Genomic DNA, 16,835 nt, shown 5'->3' on the forward strand with positions numbered 1-16,835 from the left:
CGATGACGGTTCAGAAAGAGTATTGGACGCAGCCAGAAGCTGTCAGTCAGGGCAGAAAAATGTCACTTTCTTAAAAAAATTGTTACACGCTCCGAACATATTTGTTCGGAGCGCTTTTTCTTGTAAATTTCCAGGTACACTGTATGTATTGTTGCCAGACGTGAGAGGCGTTTGATCAAGGGTGGCTCAAGCTGAGGCATCCGGAGGGGATCCAATGGAACTTCACGAGGAATGTGGCGTCTTTGGAGTATGGGCGCCTGACCGTGACGTTGCTCGACTCACTTATTTTGCGCTGCACGCGCTGCAGCATCGCGGGCAAGATTCCGCAGGTATAGCTGTCGGCGACGGCCATACCGTACTTATCAGAAAAGATACGGGCCTCGTAACCGAAGTTTTCAACAACGACGACCTCAACGCAATGCCAGGTAAAGTGGCTATCGGGCACTGCCGCTACGGCACTGCGGGCGCCAAGGGTTGGGAGTCCGCTCAGCCTCATATGTCGTCCATCGATGAGACCCTCATTGCCCTGGCACACAACGGCACCCTCGTCAACTTTGACTCTTTGCGAGAAGAACTGTCTTCTCGCCAGATTTCCTTTAGATCGCACACGGATTCCGAGGTAGCAGCTCAGCTCATCGGCTACTTTACTCGTCGTACACACCGCCTGCGTACCGGTATTGCTGCAACTATGAACCTCATCGAGGGCGGCTACGCCATGGTGCTCATCCGCGAGAACGCCCTCTATGCGTTTAGGGATCCTAACGGTATTCGTCCGCTGGTACTCGGCCATATTGGCGAGGAAGGCGAGAATAACTGGGTAGTTGCATCTGAGACGTGCGCGCTTGATATTGTGGGCGCTACGTATGTGCGTGAGGTGGCTCCTGGCGAGATTATCCGTATTTCCGACAGTGGCCTATCTTCTGAGATGGGACTTTCTCCTCGCCAGCAAGCAGATTGCATCTTTGAACAGGTGTATTTCTCGCGCCCTGACTCTATTATTAGTGGTCGCTCGGTGTATTCTGTCCGTCACCAGATGGGTCGCCAGCTGGCAAAAGAGACCCCAGCAGACGTTGACCTGGTAATCGGTGTACCTGATTCCGGCGTTCCTGCAGCTGAGGGTTTTGCACAAGAGCTGGACGTGACTTTTGGCACTGGCTTGATCAAAAATCGTTACGTTGCAAGAACGTTCATTCAACCTACACAGCAGCTTCGTGAGCTGGGTGTACGCTTGAAGCTCAATGCGCTTTCGGACGTTGTTGCAGGTAAGCGCATCGTAATGGTAGACGATTCTGTTGTTCGCGGCACTACTTCCAAGCAGATTGTTCAGCTGCTTAGAGACGCAGGAGCTACTGAAGTACACGTCAGAAGCGCATCTCCAAAGGTTATCTGGCCTTGCTTCTATGGTATTGATACTGCGGACCAGCACCAGCTTGTTGCGGCAAAAATGACTACTCAAGAGATCTGCGAATATATCGGTGCAGATTCCTTAGGCTTTTTGAGCCTAGAGGGTCTGCTTGCCTGCGTTCCTTCTCGCGGTTATTGCGAGTCTTGCTTTAGCGGCAGGTATCCTGTGGCAATTCCGGAAGACTTCCACCAGAGGTTCTTGCCAGAAAACACCCCAGACAATCTAAACCCATCTTTTGCACGTAAGTTTGACCAGGTAGAACAGCAGTTAATTGACGAGGGCTTTGTCCCCTCAAAGCAGTAAGAAGGAGAATAATGACTACTTCCGCTGATCCAACCAAGCAGATTACCTACGCTGACGCAGGCGTTGACGTTGATGAAGGCACTCGTGCGGTCGACGCCATCAAGGCTGCTGTTGCTACAACTACTCGTCCCGAGGTCATTGGCGGCTTGGGCGGCTTTGGCTCCTGCTTCTCGGCAGCAGCTCTGAAGGACATGGAAGAGCCTGTACTGGTCAGTGGTACTGACGGCGTTGGCACTAAGCTTGCTATTGCTCAGCTTCTCAACCGTCACAACACAGTGGGCGAGGACCTGGTTGCCATGTGCGTTGACGACATTGTTCCCATGGGTGCAGAGCCTCTGTTCTTCCTAGATTACGTTGCTGTGGGCAAGCTTAAAGCCGAGGCAGTCGCCGAGATTGTTGGTGGCATTGCAGAAGGCTGCCGCAAGAGTGGCTGCGCGCTGGTAGGCGGCGAGATGGCCGAGCATCCAGGTGTTATGAATCCTGACGACTACGATCTTGCTGGCTTTGTCGTAGGCGTTGTCGACAAACCAAAGATCTTAGGTCCCGAGAAGGTCAGTGAAGGTGACGTCATTCTGGGACTTCCTTCTTCTGGCATTCACTCCAACGGATATTCGCTGGTACGCAAGGTAGCAATTGAGGGTAAGACTGTTGAGGAGCTTAACCAGCCACTAGAGGAGCTCGGTGGAGAGTCACTCGCAGACGCTGTTTTGCGTCCAACCACCATTTATGCAGGTGGATTGCTTGCTGCACTCCGCGCAGGAGCTCCTATCAAGGCTATGGCACACATCACCGGTGGTGGAATCACCGAGAACCTTAACCGTGCACTGCCAGCTCACCTTGACGCAGAGGTTGATCGTGGTGGAGAGGCTGGTCCTGCATGGGATATTCCACCAGTTATTTCATACGTTTCTAACGCTGCAAATCTGCCTCTTGATGAGCAGTATCGCACCTTCAACATGGGCGTTGGTATGGCTCTTATCGTAGACATGGACGACGTTGACGATGTAGCAGAAGCCCTCTCTGACCAGGGATTTGAGCCATTTGTCATGGGTCAGATTATCCCAGGCTCCGGAAAGGTGGTCTACAACGATGCCAATTAAGCTTGGCGTTCTTCTTTCCGGCTCAGGTACCAACTTGCAGGCTATTATTGACGCCATTGATGCTGGCAAGCTAGACGCAACCATTGAACTGGTTGTTTCTTCTCGCCCCGATGCATATGGTTTGAAGAGGGCGGAAGCAGCTGGTCTGCAAACCCTAACGCTCTCAAAAGAGACGTACGAAGATCCATTTGTTGCAGATATGGTCATTGCCACCGAGCTCAAGCGCTATAACGTTGATTATGTTGTTATGGCTGGCTACATGCGCAAAGTTGGCGTTCCTATTCTGAACACCTTCCTTAATCGTGTGCTCAATCTGCATCCGGCGTTGCTGCCAAGCTTCCGTGGTGCACATGCTATTCAGGACGCGTATGAGTACGGCGTCAAGGTGACGGGCGTTACCGTTCACCTGGCAAACGCTGATTACGACCGCGGCCCTATTATTGCTCAGCGACCAGTTGTGGTTGAAGAGGGCTGGACCGTTGACCAGCTTGAAGAGGCTATTCATCAGGTAGAGCACCAGCTGTATCCTGAGGTGTTGCAGCTCTTCGCCCGGGACAGAGTTCACGTTGAGGGGCAAAAGGTTCGCATAGAGTTAGGCGAGTAAATGTCGAGAAGTGCCCGGATTAAACTGAGCGACGTAGCTACATCGCGAGTCAATAACCTGAACTTTATAAGGTTTGTTGCCGCGCTGATGGTCATTGTTTCCCACTGTTATGCAGTTGTTTTGGGTGGCGATGCCGGTAGCTATCTCTTGAAGTTTACTGGTGACCGCTTGAGTCCAGGCGGTGTTTCTGTTGGCGTTTTCTTCCTCTTTGGTGGATTTTTGATTGCACGTAGCTGCGAGCACCATCCTGAGGCAAAAAAGTTTTTCTCGGCACGTATTTTGAGGCTTTTTCCTGAGCTTTTATTTGTTGTGATTTTGACCGCATTTATGCTTGGTCCACTATTCTCAACGCTTTTACCTGCGGAATATTTCACTAATCCACAGACGTATAAGTATCTGCTCAATGGCGCCTTAATTATGGTTCATCAGTTGCCAGGAGTGTTTACTAACAATCCTTCAGGTGACGTGGTTAATGCTGCGCTATGGACGCTTCCTGTTGAGTTTATCTGCTACATTCTGTGTTTTATCAGCTATAAACTCACCAAGTTTGATAAGAAGAAATTTTTGCTGCTCTCGGTACCTGTTTTTGCGTTGGCGGCAGTGTATTACGTGAAGTTTTCTCCGTTGCAGCTCAGCGTTGTGCGCGCGGTTCTTCTATTTTATCTGGGTGTTTTAATCTGGGTGCTCAGAGACCATATTACTATCTCGCCTGTTTTGGGCCTTGCGACGATTGTTCTGTGGTTTGTTATGGTCTTCCGCGGCATCGATAATCTGGCAATGCTGACGGTTTTCCCCATTGCTTGTTTCTGCCTTGCATACGGAATGGGCAACCATTTTAGTAAATTTGGCACCAAGTTTGAGCTTTCGTATGGCATCTACCTTTGGGCTTTTCCTATTCAGCAAGCGTTGGTCCAGTATTTCCCAGCATGGCATCCTTACGTGAATGCATTGGTTGCGGCTTTGCTAGCAACTTGCGGAGCGTTTGTGAATCACTTTGTTGTTACCGCACCGCTTGGAAGATATCTTAAAGAGCGTCGTCAGAAAGCTCTTGAAGCGCAAGAGCCCTCTGTAGAGTAGTCAGGCGCTTAAAGAGAAAATGCCGACAAGAATAAGGAACTTTCTAAAGGCGAGAAGTCCATTAAGCAGTAATGGAACGGCTGCGTTACTATTTTGTTGCAAGTAAAAGCTCAAATATTCTTTGCGTATAAACAAATGAGGAAACAAGCCAAATAAGCGGAACAACCAAGTCTCTAATAGTAATAAAACAATCTGATTTAGAGTGTTTTGCTATTTGCGTAAAGATTGCGCACGCAACAGCAATAGCAATAATTCCAACTATATAAGGAACAAGAAATTGCTGCTTAACTACAGTTTTAGTGGTAAGAAGCATTATGTTTACAAAGAAGACCATAGCTATAAAAAAGTAATAAAGTGCGAGCACTCCACCGCGGAAGAGGTCAAAATTTGTGCGCTTAAAGATTTTGCTCAAGCTTTGCTTTGCAAGAAGGACATATGCCGCTATGAGATACAGGACGGTCAGGGGAATATAGATAACTTTAAAGAAACCTATAAGTGCCACGTGAACCGTCCTTATCGTTGAGTCTTAGTAAGCTGATAGGCCTGACCGGCTGCCAGATTATAGTAGCGCAGTTAATGCAGTAACAAGTCCAAAGAGAATACCAGGGGCGTTAGCAATCATAATGGGAACATCGCGTTCTTTCTTGAAAGCACCGTAAACAAACCAAACAATGCAGTTGATCATGGCAACTAGTGGTTGGATGAAGCTACCTTTATTGCCAGCAAGATTGTTGGTAATCTGCGGAATATAAGAAACATACATCATGACTGATAGAATGCTGCCAAATTGACCTAGCTTGTTGAAGAAATTCTCGTCAAAAGAAAGTGCGTGCTTTTCTGTCATGTAAAGTAACCTCCAATGCCTAACAAACAGATTGCTGATACTTACCCAAGTACCAAACAAGATATTCGTCAGTTTGTTGCAGAATAACTTGCATCAATCCATTGACACAGCTCATCAAAGTCAACAGAGCCATCTAAAAGCACAGAGATCCAATTACCGTACTGATTCGCAACGTATTCAAACAGCTTTTCTCGCATAAGCCGGCCTTCCTGGTTCATATCTTATTATGATCGACAGCTTCTCCATGGAGAAGTTGAAATTGTCATTATCTCCAGCATACACGCCCTAAACAGCTATACTAAATGTGTTTCTATATGTAATAAAAAGTCCAAGTGAAGGGCGTCATATGAGCCGAGTTTCTCGTAGAGAAGATGAGTTCTACAGCATGTTCTCTGAGTTTTCAGCGTTGATTGTTTCTACGGCAAAACTCTTTGTCTCCTATATGGAGTCATTCCCAAGTTCAGAAGATTATGAAGTCCAAATCAAGAACTACGAGACACTCTGCGATGACCAGGTAGGAAAGATTATTTCCACCCTCAACACATCCTTTATCACGCCATTTGATCGCGAGGACATTTCACGCCTTGCCCTGCTTATGGATGAGATTGCAGATGGTATTGAGAGCGTCTCTGCACACCTCAGCATGTATGACATTAAAGAAATGCGTCCAGAGGCAGTTCAGGTGGCACATCTGATTCTGTTTGCATCAGAGGAGCTGCAAAAGGCCTTTGATCGTCTCCCTGATTATCACAAGGATGACTCGGTCATTCGCCATACACGCTCTACAAATGAGTATGAGGACCAGGGCGATGTCGTTTACCGCAACGCTCTGAGCTCTATCTTCAGAAATGTTGATGATCCAATTGAGGTTCTTAAGTGGAAGAGCCTTATGGACAGGCTCGAGTCTACCCTTGACGCTTGCAAGCACGTTGCAAACGCTGTTCAGAATGTTATCGTGAAAAATGGCTAGCATCCTGCTTATTGCGGTACTTGTTTCCGCTCTGATATTTGAGTTCATTAACGGCTTCCACGACACCGCAAATGCTATTGCTACCACGGTGTATACCAAGGCTTTGCCTCTACGCACAGCAATTATCATGTCGGCTATCATGAACTTTATCGGCGCGCTTATGAGCGAGAAAGTTGCTATGACCATTGCGTCTGGTCTGGTTGATATTCAGCTACAGCTCTACGTTATTTTTGCTGCACTGATGGGCGCCATTGTTTGGGACCTCTTTACCTGGTGGTTCTCAATCCCAAGTTCGTCTTCGCATGCACTTATTGGCAGCCTTATTGGTGCAACCATTGTTTTTACCGGCAGCACAGGTCACATTCTTTGGGCGGGTGTCCTAGAGAAAGTTGTTATTCCTCTGTTTACTTCGCCTCTTATTGGTATGGCCCTGGGCTACTTTATTATGAAGCTGGTATTTGAGATCTTTGCTGAATGGCCACCTAAAAAGGCAAACGGTCTCTTCCACCGTCTTCAGGTGCTCTCAGCTGCGTTTATGGCATACAGCCACGGCAATAATGACGCTCAGAAGACCATGGGAATCATCACGTTGGCGCTGGTAACCGCCGGTCTTCACGACCCTTCTAACGGCATCCCTCTGTGGGTCAAACTACTCTGCGCTACCACCATGGCATTGGGCACCTCCATTGGCGGCGGCCGCATTATGCGTACCGTTGGCGATGGCGTTACCAAGCTCACGCCAGTTATTGGCTTTGTCGCCGAAACAAGTTCTACCGTTGCAATTGAGATTATGACTGCACTTGGCGCACCAGTTTCCACTACGCAGGTCATCACCACATCCATTATGGGCGCAGGATCTGCTCGTCGTCGCAGCTCCGTACGCTGGGGTGTTGCGCGCAAGATTATTGCCGCCTGGTTTGTGACGCTGCCAGCCACCATGGCGCTTGGCGGACTTATTGCCTTCCTGACCAGCTTTGTTCTGGCATAACCTATGCTCAACGTTGTACTGGTAGAGCCCGAGATTCCTGCAAATACGGGAAACATTGGTCGCACCTGCGTAGTGAGCGGGACTCACTTGCACTTAGTGGGCCCGTTGGGTTTCTCGCTTGATGACAAAAGCCTCAAACGAGCAGGCATGGCCTACTGGCAAAGCCTTAACGTTTCTGTCTACGATAACTGGGATCAATTTCTGGAGAAGAACGGTCTAGCCCGAGCATCTGGCGCACCTGCTGGGGACGCTGCACACGACGCTGTCTCCACGGTCGACGGCACCTCCGCAACCAGTAGATCCCCGCTACATTTTCTGACTAAGAAAGCTAAAAAGACCTATACGCAGGCAACGTATTGCGATGGGGATTACCTTATCTTTGGTAAGGAAAGCCTGGGATTATCCGAGGAGCTTCTGGCACAGCATGCTGACGAGTGCGAGAGAATCCCAATGCTGCAAGATTCTGCTAGCCTGGTCAATCGCGAGGACTGGAGCCAAAAGCACGATGCGCTTGATGGCGATGACCAGTATGCTCACCCAGCGCTTTTGCAGCAGGATATCTGCGGAAACTTTATCGATCCTAACGAGTTCTCGGTCAGTGCGCTAAACGTTTCAAATGCTGCCGCCATTGTGCTGTATGAGGCGCTGCGACAGATTGGCTTTCCGGGAATGGATGTCTAAGAATTAGTTTGTTGAGTTTGTTTATGATGTAGAACGAAAAAAGTGTCAAGAATGGCTACAGAGGTGAGATGCGTGTTAATTAAAATCCGACAACACCATTAGGTGCTGTCGGATTTCTAAATTAAACTTGCTGCTTAATCACTATAAAGCGGTGAGGAATGTTAATCCACCTAAAATTACACCAGCAGTATTTGGAATAATGAGAATCCAGTCCTTTTTGGGCTCTTTAGTCCAACCATAGATGACCCAAATTAGACAAGAAACTGCTGCAAATAGCGGTTGAAAAGGTTGAGCCTTTACTCCCTGTAGATTTGCAATAATTTGTGGAATATAAGCGATAAAAACAAATACTCCGATAAAAGCTCCGATAGAGCCTACAAATAGATTGATTTGTTTCTTTGACATAAAACACCTCCTCCTTTGTTATTTTAATTATAAGGAGGAGGTGACAAGAAAATCAAACTATCTATGAAATTAGAATTTAATGAAATTTGGTTAGTTATGAAGAAGCGTTTGTGGGCTCACCGGGTTTCTCGGTAGGCTTCTTTGTAAAGAGCTTGCCAGATTTCCTGAGCTGATAGGCAAGAATCAGGATAGTTACCAGCATAACAAGTGTGCAAACGATGGAACCTTCTGCGCCAAAGCTACCGCCGGTAAGCCAATCCGGGCCACTGCCAGGGGCAAACTGCAGCAAAGAACTGCCTGTAGTGCTACCGCTTACCAGAACTCCAAAGATGTTGCCCTGAGCAAAGTTCCAGGCTCCGTGAATGCCAGCGGCTCCCCAGAGATTGTCAGTTTTGATGATATAGAACGTCTCTAAGATGCCAAAAAGAATCAGGTCAATCAGAGACTGCATGGTAAAGCCGCTGTTAAACATATGGAGAAGACCAAATAGACTGCTCGAAACCACGATTGCAATAATTTTATTGGACTTCTCTGCCATGACAGGAAGAAGCCAGCCCCTCGTGATAAGTTCTTCTGTTCCGCCCTGAATCAGCCAAAACGGAATAGTGAGAAGAACAAAGCCGAATGCATAAGGCGTAAAAGTAGTGCCAACTAATTGATAAGATCCGGTCAAAATGAGGATCAACATCACAACAGAGAAGAGAAGAATTCCTAGACCAAAGCCTTTGAACAGCTCTTTCTTCCAGTTGTCTTTGTAAAATCCTAGGGTAGCAATCGGACGTTTTTCAAAGAGTTTTACCCACAGGAAAAAGAGACCTGCAATAAAGACAAAGGAAAGAAGCGTTACCAGAAGATAGTAGTCTCCAAAAATCTCTCTCAGATTGAGGGAATCGGAAAGGCGATCTGGAAGATCTGGGTGCGCCATGTAGTAAGGGGCAATAATAAGTGCTGCTGAGATGGTCATTACAATGGCGCCAATAATTTGCCCAACGACCAACAAGAAAACGGCTAAAAAGGGACTAAGCCAAGCTGGAGTTAGTCTCTTTGCCTGCTTGACGTCGGAAAACATACGATTTTCTTGCATAAAAAACTCCTAGTAAACGTGCTCAAAGCGCGTCATATAGATGACAAAATTTTAGCGACGGTGCAGGCAAACAGCGTCTACCTGCGGTTAGTTCTCCTTATACTCTAAGAGAAAATCGCAACAATCGCCACCGTGGCCTATGGTTTTTGTGCGGCCCCAGATAAGCTGTGGATGCAAATTACCGTATCCTGCATCGTCGCTATCACAGTATGCAGCGGTTATTTCGGGGCAGCCATATTTTTTGGTTATCTCATAGTAGGGGCAGCTCACAATAGTGAGGCGCGCTTCGTTGCCATGGCTTTCTGGATACTCAAAGGCAAATCCTGCGCTTGATGTGCAGCTTTTCTCGATACCTGATTTAAAGAGGCGAGGAAACTTGCGTGCAAGACCAAACGTTTTGATGGCCCATTGGAAGAGTGGGACTCGTTTGGCAGCAAATCGCTGGAAATATTCGCGAATATACCAGACGGCCTTTTCTTGTGGGATGCCCTCTGCGCGCAGAGCTTCATAGACTGCAATACCAGGGTAAATGCGCTTGTAAGAGTGAGCGCGGAGCTCTTTGGAATCGGATGCATTTTCTGTACAGAGCGCCTCGAATCGCGTTTGAGCTGCCTGTGCAATCTGATCTGCTTTTGCTTTGCCGAGGTCTTCAGAGACTATCGCGCACGTTTCTTTGATGAGCTGCTGAACTTTCATACGAGCCTCACTAGTCGTAAAAAATGCCCTGATGAAAAGCTAAGTAGAACATACTAACAATTGTACGCTTAAATTTTATAGAGCGCAGAGAGGGTGGATGCTCAGTAATGGCTTAGGTAAAGTTCTTTACTATCTCCAGGCCAAGAAGCAGTGCCTTTTCATGGGAGTCTTTGCCAAAGTCCCTCTCGTCATATTCGTGAACGTTTGCCAAAGAGTCTGCTGTAAAGAGGAATTGTCCAAACTGCGCCCCTCGTTTTCTGCAGCAAGCAGCAAGCGCCGAGCATTCCATCTCTACAACTGAGCATCCTTCTTGTAGGCGATACTCAACCATATCTTTTGTCTCACGGAAGAAGCCATCAGTAGTCCAGGTAGTACACGTCTCAAAAGGGAGGCCGTCTTTTTTGAAGGTCTCTTCTATGGCAGAAATTGGCTCCTCATCAAGCTCTATGTATCTTGATGCTGGAAGATAGTGATAGGACGTCCCTTCCGCTCTAAGAGCTTTGGTTGGGACGAGAAAGGCATTTTCTTGTATCTCTTTTAGAACGCCGCATGAACCAACTGCAATTATTTTCTTACATCCACAGGTAACCAGTATGTCCATTACCTGTGTGGATGAAGCAGATCCAGTAGGGGATTGAACTAAACAGATTTTCTCGCCATATGAATCTAAAACGTAGACTTTAATATCTCGAGAAACGGTCACGATTGTTTCTACGACTTCTGCTCCGTGCTCTTTAGCGTAATCATGGACGACGTCTCCAAGAAATGCAAAGAGGCACTTTTCTGGCAGCCGGCCTGCGGTCCATTCGTGATCTGCTGAAATAACCTCTGAGGAGGCATCGTCATATTCTAAAAGAGGTATTTCGTTTTTTATAATCACGGGAGCTCCTGAGTTGTAAGTGCCTTTGAGAAGTCTACCATCATTAAACGTTGCACTTGCTTTGAGAATTCAAGAGGAAAAAACGTCGGACAAACAAAACAAATCGAGAATACATCCGTATACTGATTGACAACGTATACCATTTGTATCAAAATCACCTTAAAAGGAGCTGATACTATGGCAACAAGTCCTACTCAAATTCGCATCGATAGTAATGTCAAAACAGAAGCAAATGAACTGTTTAAAGAACTCGGTATCGATATGTCAAGCGCCGTAAACATCTTCTTACGCCAGTGCGTTTTGCACGGTGGCCTTCCTTTTAAAGTGGAAATCCCAAAGTTTAATGCTGAAACACTGGCTGCTATGGAAGAAGCACGCGATATCATGTCAGGTAAAATTCAAGCAACATCCTACAACACCACAGATGAGCTGTTTGAAGATCTCAATGCAAGGGTTTAAGTTATATGCTTAAACTTCAAGCAACTTCTAAGTTTCGGAAGGATTACAAGCGCATTAAAAAGCGAGGTCTTGATATATCTCCACTTCAAGAGGTGCTTGACAAACTCTGCGCCGGGGAAGCTTTAGACCTAAAACACAAAGACCACGCTCTTACTGGACCCTACCAAGGGTTTAGAGAATGCCATATTCGACCAGACTGGCTTTTGATTTATGCCATTCACGAAGATGAGCTTATACTTGTTGCTTCTCGTACGGGAAGTCACGCTGATTTATTTAATATGTAGCAAATCATGTCTAGGAGTTCTTTTGTATACTCCTCTGGGTAATTGATGGAATACTCGCCATGATATAAGTCTTTCTTTATTTCAAGAACGCTACCAGGCAGTGCCTTATGCAATTGTTCTGCTGAACGGATCATCTTTTTCTGTTCTTTTTCGCCGACAAGTATATGGGTGTTGATGTAGACATCTTGAAGGTTGGGTTTTATCTCATAGGATGCATTTGCTTCCAAGAATGCAATCATGTTCTCTTTTGAAATTTGTGACGTGTCACGATAATAGTCTTCAAATAAATCTTTACGAATATGAAGATAGTCAAATTGCATTTGAGCAAAGCTCTTCTTTTTTACTAAGCCATAACTTAGAGAAAACGTTGGTTTGATCAGGAGATTTGTCAGCTTGGACGGAATGACAGACGCACTTTCAATGACAGCGTTTTGGCAAATTGAGCTTCGTTGTGTCAGCATTTCTACTAAAATCTGCGCGCCAAGGGACAGGCCTCCAATAAGGAGAACTGAGCCTCCAAATTCTTTATCGATACAAGAAATGAGCCGACTTGCGTTTTTCTCGATGCTTATAAAATCATTGTCACTACCTGCATGTCCGTCAAGAATTGGTAGCACAACGTGATATTGATTCTTCAGTAGTTCAGCCTCGGCTTTATAATTCCACCAAGACAAACCGCCACCATGAAGCAGCATGATTACGTCGTTATGTTGTTTTCCAAATTCTACCGTTTTCATAGCTGCTCGAATCAGTTTGTGCCTTTAATCTAAACCCGAGAAAGCACTACAACACACTCAACGTGCTTGGTGTGGGGGAACATGTCCACAGGTGTCACGCGCTCAATGGCAAACCCGCTGTCGAGAAGAACCTTGAGGTCTCTGGCCTGCGTTACAACGTTGCAGCTCACGTACACGATTTTCTTCTGGGCTAGCTGAGCAGTCGCCTTGAGGAAGGTGGGCGTTGAGCCTGCGCGAGGTGGATCAAGAATAATAACGTCAAAGTTCTGACCGTCTTTTGCCAGAGCTTGCATGTAGCGAGTGGCATCATCGCAGATAAATTCGGCTTCAAGTTTATTGTTTCGAGCGTTTCTGCGAGCCATTTGAATGTTGTTTTCAACCTGGTCAACGCCAGTGAGTAAGAGGTTGATACCTTGAGCTTCAGCAGCGTGCGCCAAGCAAAGTCCAATGGTTCCCGTACCGCAGTAAGCATCAAGAACTCGCAGGTTGCCGGTTTGCGCGGAAGTGGCTGCCTGAGTGGAAGCGTCGGTCAACGCGGCACCTACCTGTGCAGAGCTGGCTTGCTCGGAGCCAGCCAGAGCGCCGTCGATGGCCAGCTGGTAGAGCACCTCGGTTTGTTGAGGATTCGTCTGGTAGAAACTGGTTGGGCCAATCTCAAACGTGCAGTCCAAAAGCTTGTCGTTCATAGACGTTGAGCCCCAAAGCAGACGGGTTTCTCGCCCTAAGATTGCGTTGGTGCGCTTCTGGTTGACGTTCAAGAAGATGCTGGTCAGTTCAGGATGTGCCTTGCGAAGTGCGGCAATAAACTCCTGCTCGTGAGGCAGGTGCTGACCATTGACCACCAGTACCAGCATGACATCATCGGTGGCATATCCGCAGCGCACTACGCCGTGGCGCAGCGCTCCCTTGCCGCGATCTTCCTGGTAAGCATGGATGTTGAGCTGGCCGGCAAGATACGCCACATCGTTGAGGATGGCGCGAGCTCGACCGTCTTCTACCAGGCATTCCTTTGAAGCAATAATTTTGTGCGTTCCGCTTGCGTAGAAACCGGAGCGAACCGTGCGACCTTTGCCCGGCGCAAATGGCGTTGCTGCCTTATGACGATACGCCAGGGGCTCGTCCATTCCGCGGATGGGCTCGATAGTTACGTTATTGATGCTTGCTAGCGGGGCGAGAAGTTCCTCTACCTGCGCTTGTTTGCGCTTAAGTTGGATAGGATAGGGGACCGAAAGCCATTCACAGCCTCCGCAGCTACGCGCAATAGAGCATGTTGGTGTCTTGTATCCCATAGTTCCTCTCCAAATCTTGGGTTACTACTATACCGTTTGCGGGCTTAAATGGCACGTTGAGGGGATTGTTGTATCTAATATGTTTCATTTTTTGTATCGTTTCCCGTTTGTCTAGAAAACCGTTAAGCTAACAGGCACAGTATTTTGGCGAGACAAAAGAGGTGGACTATGGCTCTCATCAGCAAAATTGGCATCATCGGCGCTAATCATGTTGGCGCACATGTTGCAAACGCCCTACTTTACCAGGGACTTGCAACTGAGCTCTACATTAGCGACACAAATGAGGTCCTCTGCAAGGCTCAGGTAAACGACCTGCTGGACGCAATGCCATTTTATCCACACCCTGCTCGTGTCTATGAGCTTGATGACCGTTATGAGGAGCTTGCTGGCTGTGACATTATTGTTAACGCCGCAGGTCATGTAGCTGCTGCTGCAGGCAACCGCGATGGCGAGCTCTTCGTCACCACTGACGAGGCAAAGAAGTTTGCCAAGCGCATTGCAGACGCAGGCTTCGATGGAGTTTGGGTCAACATCGCAAACCCATGCGACGTTGTTACCACTGAGCTCCAGTATCTGACTGGTGCCGATCCAAATAAGGTTATCGGTTCCGGTACCACGCTGGACTCCGCTCGACTCCGTCATGCGCTTTCCGGCGCTACCGGCTATCCAGCGTCTTGCATCAACGCTTGGATGCTCGGCGAGCACGGCAACGGCATGTTTGCTTGCTGGTCGCACGTTTCCATTGGCTGCCTTACCCTCGACGAAGTTGCAGCTCAGACGGGCAAGACCTTTAACCTCCCAGAGCTTGAGCAGGCTGGTCGCATGGGCGGTTACGTCACTTACAGCGGCAAGCAGTGCACCGAGTACTCCATTGCAAACGGAGCTGTCGAGGTCATCAAGGCTATTGTCCACGACACCAAGCTGATTACGCCAGTTTCCACGCTGCTCAACGACGTGTATGGCGTTTCTGGCTTCTACTCTTCACTTCCTGCAGTTATCGGCGCCAATGGTGTCGAGAAGGTCTTTGTGCCCGAGCTTTCCGACTCCGAGATTGAGGCATGGCGTAAGTCTTGCGAGCATGTCAAGGGCAACATCGACCAGCTTGGCTGGCTTGAGGTGGACGCTCGTATTGACTAGCGCGGCGCACGCCGGCTGCGAGCTCAGCGCCGGCGGCCAGTTGCGACTGCCATCACGTCCGAAAACATGGCCTGCAACCAGGCAATATTGCACACAGAACACACCTTGGGGGCTTCTCCCGAGGTGTGTTTTTACGCGACCAAGCTGCCTCTCCCCGTTTTTTTGATTGGCTCTGATTGCGAGCCTGAAAAGCTCATCATGTCTGAGTAAATTTACTCAGACATGATGAGAAAAACCGGCAAATCGTTCAGACATGGTGAGAAAATCAGGCTCCATGGAGGGGCAATCTCGAGCACGCTTCAAAGCCCGCCTTAAAAGTGCAAAGAATCTGTGTTTTGGATACAGATTCTTTGTAGAAATCAGGCAAATCCACAGATTCTTTGACGTTTTTAGGCAAAAGTTACAGATTCTTTGCAGAAATCAGGCGCGCTTAGTCCAAGCCTTACAGGTCGGTTACTTTTCTCGAAGAGACGACCTTCTCGTTGCGTGCAGCGACCTTCTCGCCATGCGCCGCATCAAGCGTTTTTCTCACCGCTCGTCTCATGCCACGCGCCGAGGCCGTCAAAACCACCTCCTTACCTGCAATTTTTAAATAATATTTAAATAAAAATTTCTATTGACTTGTAATCAAAGTGATATCACAATGATGCCAACAGAAGGCTCATTGTCACAAAGGAGATCTTATGAGCACCGAGAAAATCATTAAGTCCAAGAGTGGTTGGCTGTTCCTGCTGATTACCATTGCTCTTTTTGCAGTTGCAGCCCTGTTTTTGGCTAATTTTGTACTCAGCGCTATCGCTGCAGACAGAAATCCTCGCCTGGACCCATCGTTCCCAAGCATCATTGGTGCGCTGGTATTCTTCTTTGCAGGTTTGTTTGTTTCGAGCGGACTATTCAGTCTTCAGCCTGGTCAGGCGAAGGTTTGCGTGCTATTTGGTAAGTACATCGGAACCGTTAAGGACGAGGGTCTGCGTTGGGCAAATCCTTACTATGCCAAGACTCTTTCTACAAACGTGGGTGATCTTTCTTCTCTCGCTGCAGGCGTTACTCCAAGTGTCAACGTGCACACCTCCATCATTTCCACTCGTGCTCGCACGCTGAACGGCGACGTCCTCAAGGTCAACGACCGCATGGGCAACCCAATCGAGATTGCCGAGGTTGTTGTTTGGCGCGTCAGCGATACCGCAAAGGCTCTCTTTGACGTCGATGACTACGACAGCTACGTTGCTATGCAGGCAGAGACTGCGCTCAGGCACGTCGCGAGCATCTACAGCTACGATCACATGGAGGACGAGTCCGAGTCCAACACCGCAATTACTCTGCGCTCCAACATCGAGGAGGTCTCCGAGGCGCTTCAGTCCGAGCTGAGCCGCAATCTTTCCGTTGCTGGTATCACCGTTGACGACGCTCGCCTCACACACCTGTCCTACGCTCCAGAAATTGCGCAGGCAATGCTCCGCCGCCAGCAGGCAGAGGCAATCATCGCTGCACGTAAAAAGATTGTTGAGGGTGCCGTTTCTATGGTTGACATGGCTCTCACTCAGCTTTCCGAGAATGGCGTTGTTGAGTTCGACGAGGACCGCAAGGCTGTCATGGCTTCCAACCTTATGGTTGTTCTCTGCGGCGAGTCCGAGGCCCAGCCTGTGCTTAATACCGGTTCCTTGCAGCAGTAAAGCATGGCGAGAAACCCATGGCACCTCGCAAACAATATCCACTTCGTGTAGCTCCAGAAGTTTGGGAGGCGGTTGAACGCTGGGCGCAAGACGACATGCGTTCAACTAACGCTCAGGTAGAATGGATTTTGCGCGATGCTCTGAGAAGGGCAAAGCGCACTCCAAAAGCAAATAACACTCGTGTGAATAAGACAGACAAGATGGAAGAAGGAAACTAAC

21 protein-coding genes are annotated in these 16,835 nt (G+C 48.1%); 12 read left to right on the forward strand and 9 right to left on the reverse strand.

Going from position 1 to position 16,835, the window contains the following annotated elements; translation table 11 throughout:
* Positions 1 to 214 precede the first annotated feature (214 nt).
* From purF to ACO5GU_RS03500, 4 genes are read left to right on the forward strand one after another with little or no spacing between them, the layout of a single operon-like run.
* Entirely contained in the window at positions 215 to 1,708 is a 1,494-nt protein-coding gene (gene purF, locus ACO5GU_RS03485) for an amidophosphoribosyltransferase (RefSeq protein ID WP_035436679.1), read from the forward strand.
* Positions 1,709 to 1,719: 11 nt separating this feature from the next.
* Positions 1,720 to 2,808: a phosphoribosylformylglycinamidine cyclo-ligase gene (gene purM, locus ACO5GU_RS03490; protein ID WP_484930141.1), complete on the forward strand. Its 1,089-nt coding sequence runs from the start codon at positions 1,720 to 1,722 to the stop codon at positions 2,806 to 2,808.
* Positions 2,798 to 3,412: a phosphoribosylglycinamide formyltransferase gene (purN, locus tag ACO5GU_RS03495; RefSeq protein WP_475003396.1), complete on the forward strand. Its 615-nt coding sequence runs from the start codon at positions 2,798 to 2,800 to the stop codon at positions 3,410 to 3,412. Before purM ends, purN begins: the two co-directional genes overlap by 11 nt.
* Positions 3,413 to 4,489 (forward strand): acyltransferase family protein, encoded by a 1,077-nt coding sequence (locus tag ACO5GU_RS03500; RefSeq protein WP_484930143.1) that lies wholly within the window; start codon positions 3,413 to 3,415, stop codon positions 4,487 to 4,489.
* 88 nt (positions 4,490 to 4,577) lie between these two features.
* Here ACO5GU_RS03500 and ACO5GU_RS03505 read toward each other — a convergent pair whose 3' ends face one another.
* On the reverse strand, positions 4,578 to 4,991 hold the full coding sequence (locus ACO5GU_RS03505; protein WP_475003394.1) for a hypothetical protein: 414 nt from the start codon (positions 4,989 to 4,991) through the stop codon (positions 4,578 to 4,580).
* Between the two features lie 57 nt (positions 4,992 to 5,048).
* Entirely contained in the window at positions 5,049 to 5,333 is a 285-nt protein-coding gene (locus ACO5GU_RS03510) for a SemiSWEET family transporter (RefSeq protein ID WP_313994743.1), read from the reverse strand.
* A gap of 346 nt (positions 5,334 to 5,679) precedes the next feature.
* Here ACO5GU_RS03510 and ACO5GU_RS03515 point away from each other — a divergent pair, with 346 nt between their 5' ends.
* From ACO5GU_RS03515 to ACO5GU_RS03525, 3 genes are read left to right on the forward strand one after another with little or no spacing between them, the layout of a single operon-like run.
* On the forward strand, positions 5,680 to 6,303 hold the full coding sequence (locus ACO5GU_RS03515; protein WP_484800951.1) for a DUF47 domain-containing protein: 624 nt from the start codon (positions 5,680 to 5,682) through the stop codon (positions 6,301 to 6,303).
* Complete coding sequence (locus ACO5GU_RS03520; RefSeq protein ID WP_484800950.1) at positions 6,296 to 7,291, forward strand: anion permease; 996 nt, start codon at positions 6,296 to 6,298, stop codon at positions 7,289 to 7,291. The genes ACO5GU_RS03515 and ACO5GU_RS03520 overlap by 8 nt, the downstream gene beginning before the upstream one ends.
* 3 nt (positions 7,292 to 7,294) lie before the next feature.
* Positions 7,295 to 7,972, forward strand: a complete 678-nt coding sequence (locus ACO5GU_RS03525) for a tRNA (cytidine(34)-2'-O)-methyltransferase (RefSeq protein WP_484930145.1) — start codon at positions 7,295 to 7,297, stop codon at positions 7,970 to 7,972.
* 141 nt (positions 7,973 to 8,113) lie between these two features.
* On the opposite strand, the gene ACO5GU_RS03530 is transcribed toward ACO5GU_RS03525, so the two are convergent.
* The 4 genes from ACO5GU_RS03530 to ACO5GU_RS03545 all read right to left on the reverse strand — a co-directional run bounded on the left by ACO5GU_RS03530 (position 8,114) and on the right by ACO5GU_RS03545 (position 11,037).
* Positions 8,114 to 8,377, reverse strand: a complete 264-nt coding sequence (locus ACO5GU_RS03530) for a SemiSWEET family transporter (RefSeq protein ID WP_035428211.1) — start codon at positions 8,375 to 8,377, stop codon at positions 8,114 to 8,116.
* 94 nt (positions 8,378 to 8,471) lie between these two features.
* The gene (locus ACO5GU_RS03535) at positions 8,472 to 9,461 is read right to left on the reverse strand and encodes a CPBP family intramembrane glutamic endopeptidase (protein ID WP_035431331.1); all 990 of its coding nucleotides are present in this window, start codon (positions 9,459 to 9,461) and stop codon (positions 8,472 to 8,474) included.
* Positions 9,462 to 9,548: 87 nt separating this feature from the next.
* Positions 9,549 to 10,157, reverse strand: coding sequence for an L-2-amino-thiazoline-4-carboxylic acid hydrolase (locus ACO5GU_RS03540; protein WP_484868114.1), 609 nt, complete (start codon positions 10,155 to 10,157; stop codon positions 9,549 to 9,551).
* Between the two features lie 112 nt (positions 10,158 to 10,269).
* The gene (locus ACO5GU_RS03545) at positions 10,270 to 11,037 is read right to left on the reverse strand and encodes a nucleoside phosphorylase (protein ID WP_484930147.1); all 768 of its coding nucleotides are present in this window, start codon (positions 11,035 to 11,037) and stop codon (positions 10,270 to 10,272) included.
* A gap of 177 nt (positions 11,038 to 11,214) precedes the next feature.
* Between ACO5GU_RS03545 and ACO5GU_RS03550 the strand changes: the two genes are divergently transcribed.
* Positions 11,215 to 11,496 (forward strand): type II toxin-antitoxin system RelB/DinJ family antitoxin, encoded by a 282-nt coding sequence (locus ACO5GU_RS03550; protein WP_484870692.1) that lies wholly within the window; start codon positions 11,215 to 11,217, stop codon positions 11,494 to 11,496.
* Between the two features lie 5 nt (positions 11,497 to 11,501).
* Positions 11,502 to 11,780, forward strand: coding sequence for a type II toxin-antitoxin system YafQ family toxin (locus ACO5GU_RS03555; protein ID WP_484869301.1), 279 nt, complete (start codon positions 11,502 to 11,504; stop codon positions 11,778 to 11,780).
* Here ACO5GU_RS03555 and ACO5GU_RS03560 read toward each other — a convergent pair.
* Positions 11,756 to 12,517, reverse strand: coding sequence for an alpha/beta fold hydrolase (locus ACO5GU_RS03560; RefSeq protein ID WP_484930149.1), 762 nt, complete (start codon positions 12,515 to 12,517; stop codon positions 11,756 to 11,758). The genes ACO5GU_RS03555 and ACO5GU_RS03560 overlap by 25 nt on opposite strands.
* Before the next feature lie 29 nt (positions 12,518 to 12,546).
* Complete coding sequence (locus ACO5GU_RS03565) at positions 12,547 to 13,806, reverse strand: class I SAM-dependent RNA methyltransferase (protein ID WP_484930151.1); 1,260 nt, start codon at positions 13,804 to 13,806, stop codon at positions 12,547 to 12,549.
* Between the two features lie 168 nt (positions 13,807 to 13,974).
* On the opposite strand from ACO5GU_RS03565, the gene ACO5GU_RS03570 reads away from it, so the two are divergent.
* A complete protein-coding gene (locus ACO5GU_RS03570; protein WP_484930153.1) occupies positions 13,975 to 14,943 on the forward strand; it encodes a lactate/malate family dehydrogenase in 969 nt (322 codons plus the stop codon).
* Between the two features lie 442 nt (positions 14,944 to 15,385).
* On the opposite strand, the gene ACO5GU_RS03575 is transcribed toward ACO5GU_RS03570, so the two are convergent.
* Complete coding sequence (locus tag ACO5GU_RS03575; protein WP_484930155.1) at positions 15,386 to 15,508, reverse strand: hypothetical protein; 123 nt, start codon at positions 15,506 to 15,508, stop codon at positions 15,386 to 15,388.
* Between the two features lie 118 nt (positions 15,509 to 15,626).
* On the opposite strand from ACO5GU_RS03575, the gene ACO5GU_RS03580 reads away from it, so the two are divergent.
* Entirely contained in the window at positions 15,627 to 16,616 is a 990-nt protein-coding gene (locus ACO5GU_RS03580; protein WP_313995985.1) for an SPFH domain-containing protein, read from the forward strand.
* Positions 16,617 to 16,633: 17 nt separating this feature from the next.
* Positions 16,634 to 16,834, forward strand: coding sequence for a type II toxin-antitoxin system antitoxin (locus tag ACO5GU_RS03585; protein ID WP_484802770.1), 201 nt, complete (start codon positions 16,634 to 16,636; stop codon positions 16,832 to 16,834).
* Position 16,835 lies beyond the last annotated feature (1 nt).

This window comes from Lancefieldella sp., from assembly GCF_057237245.1.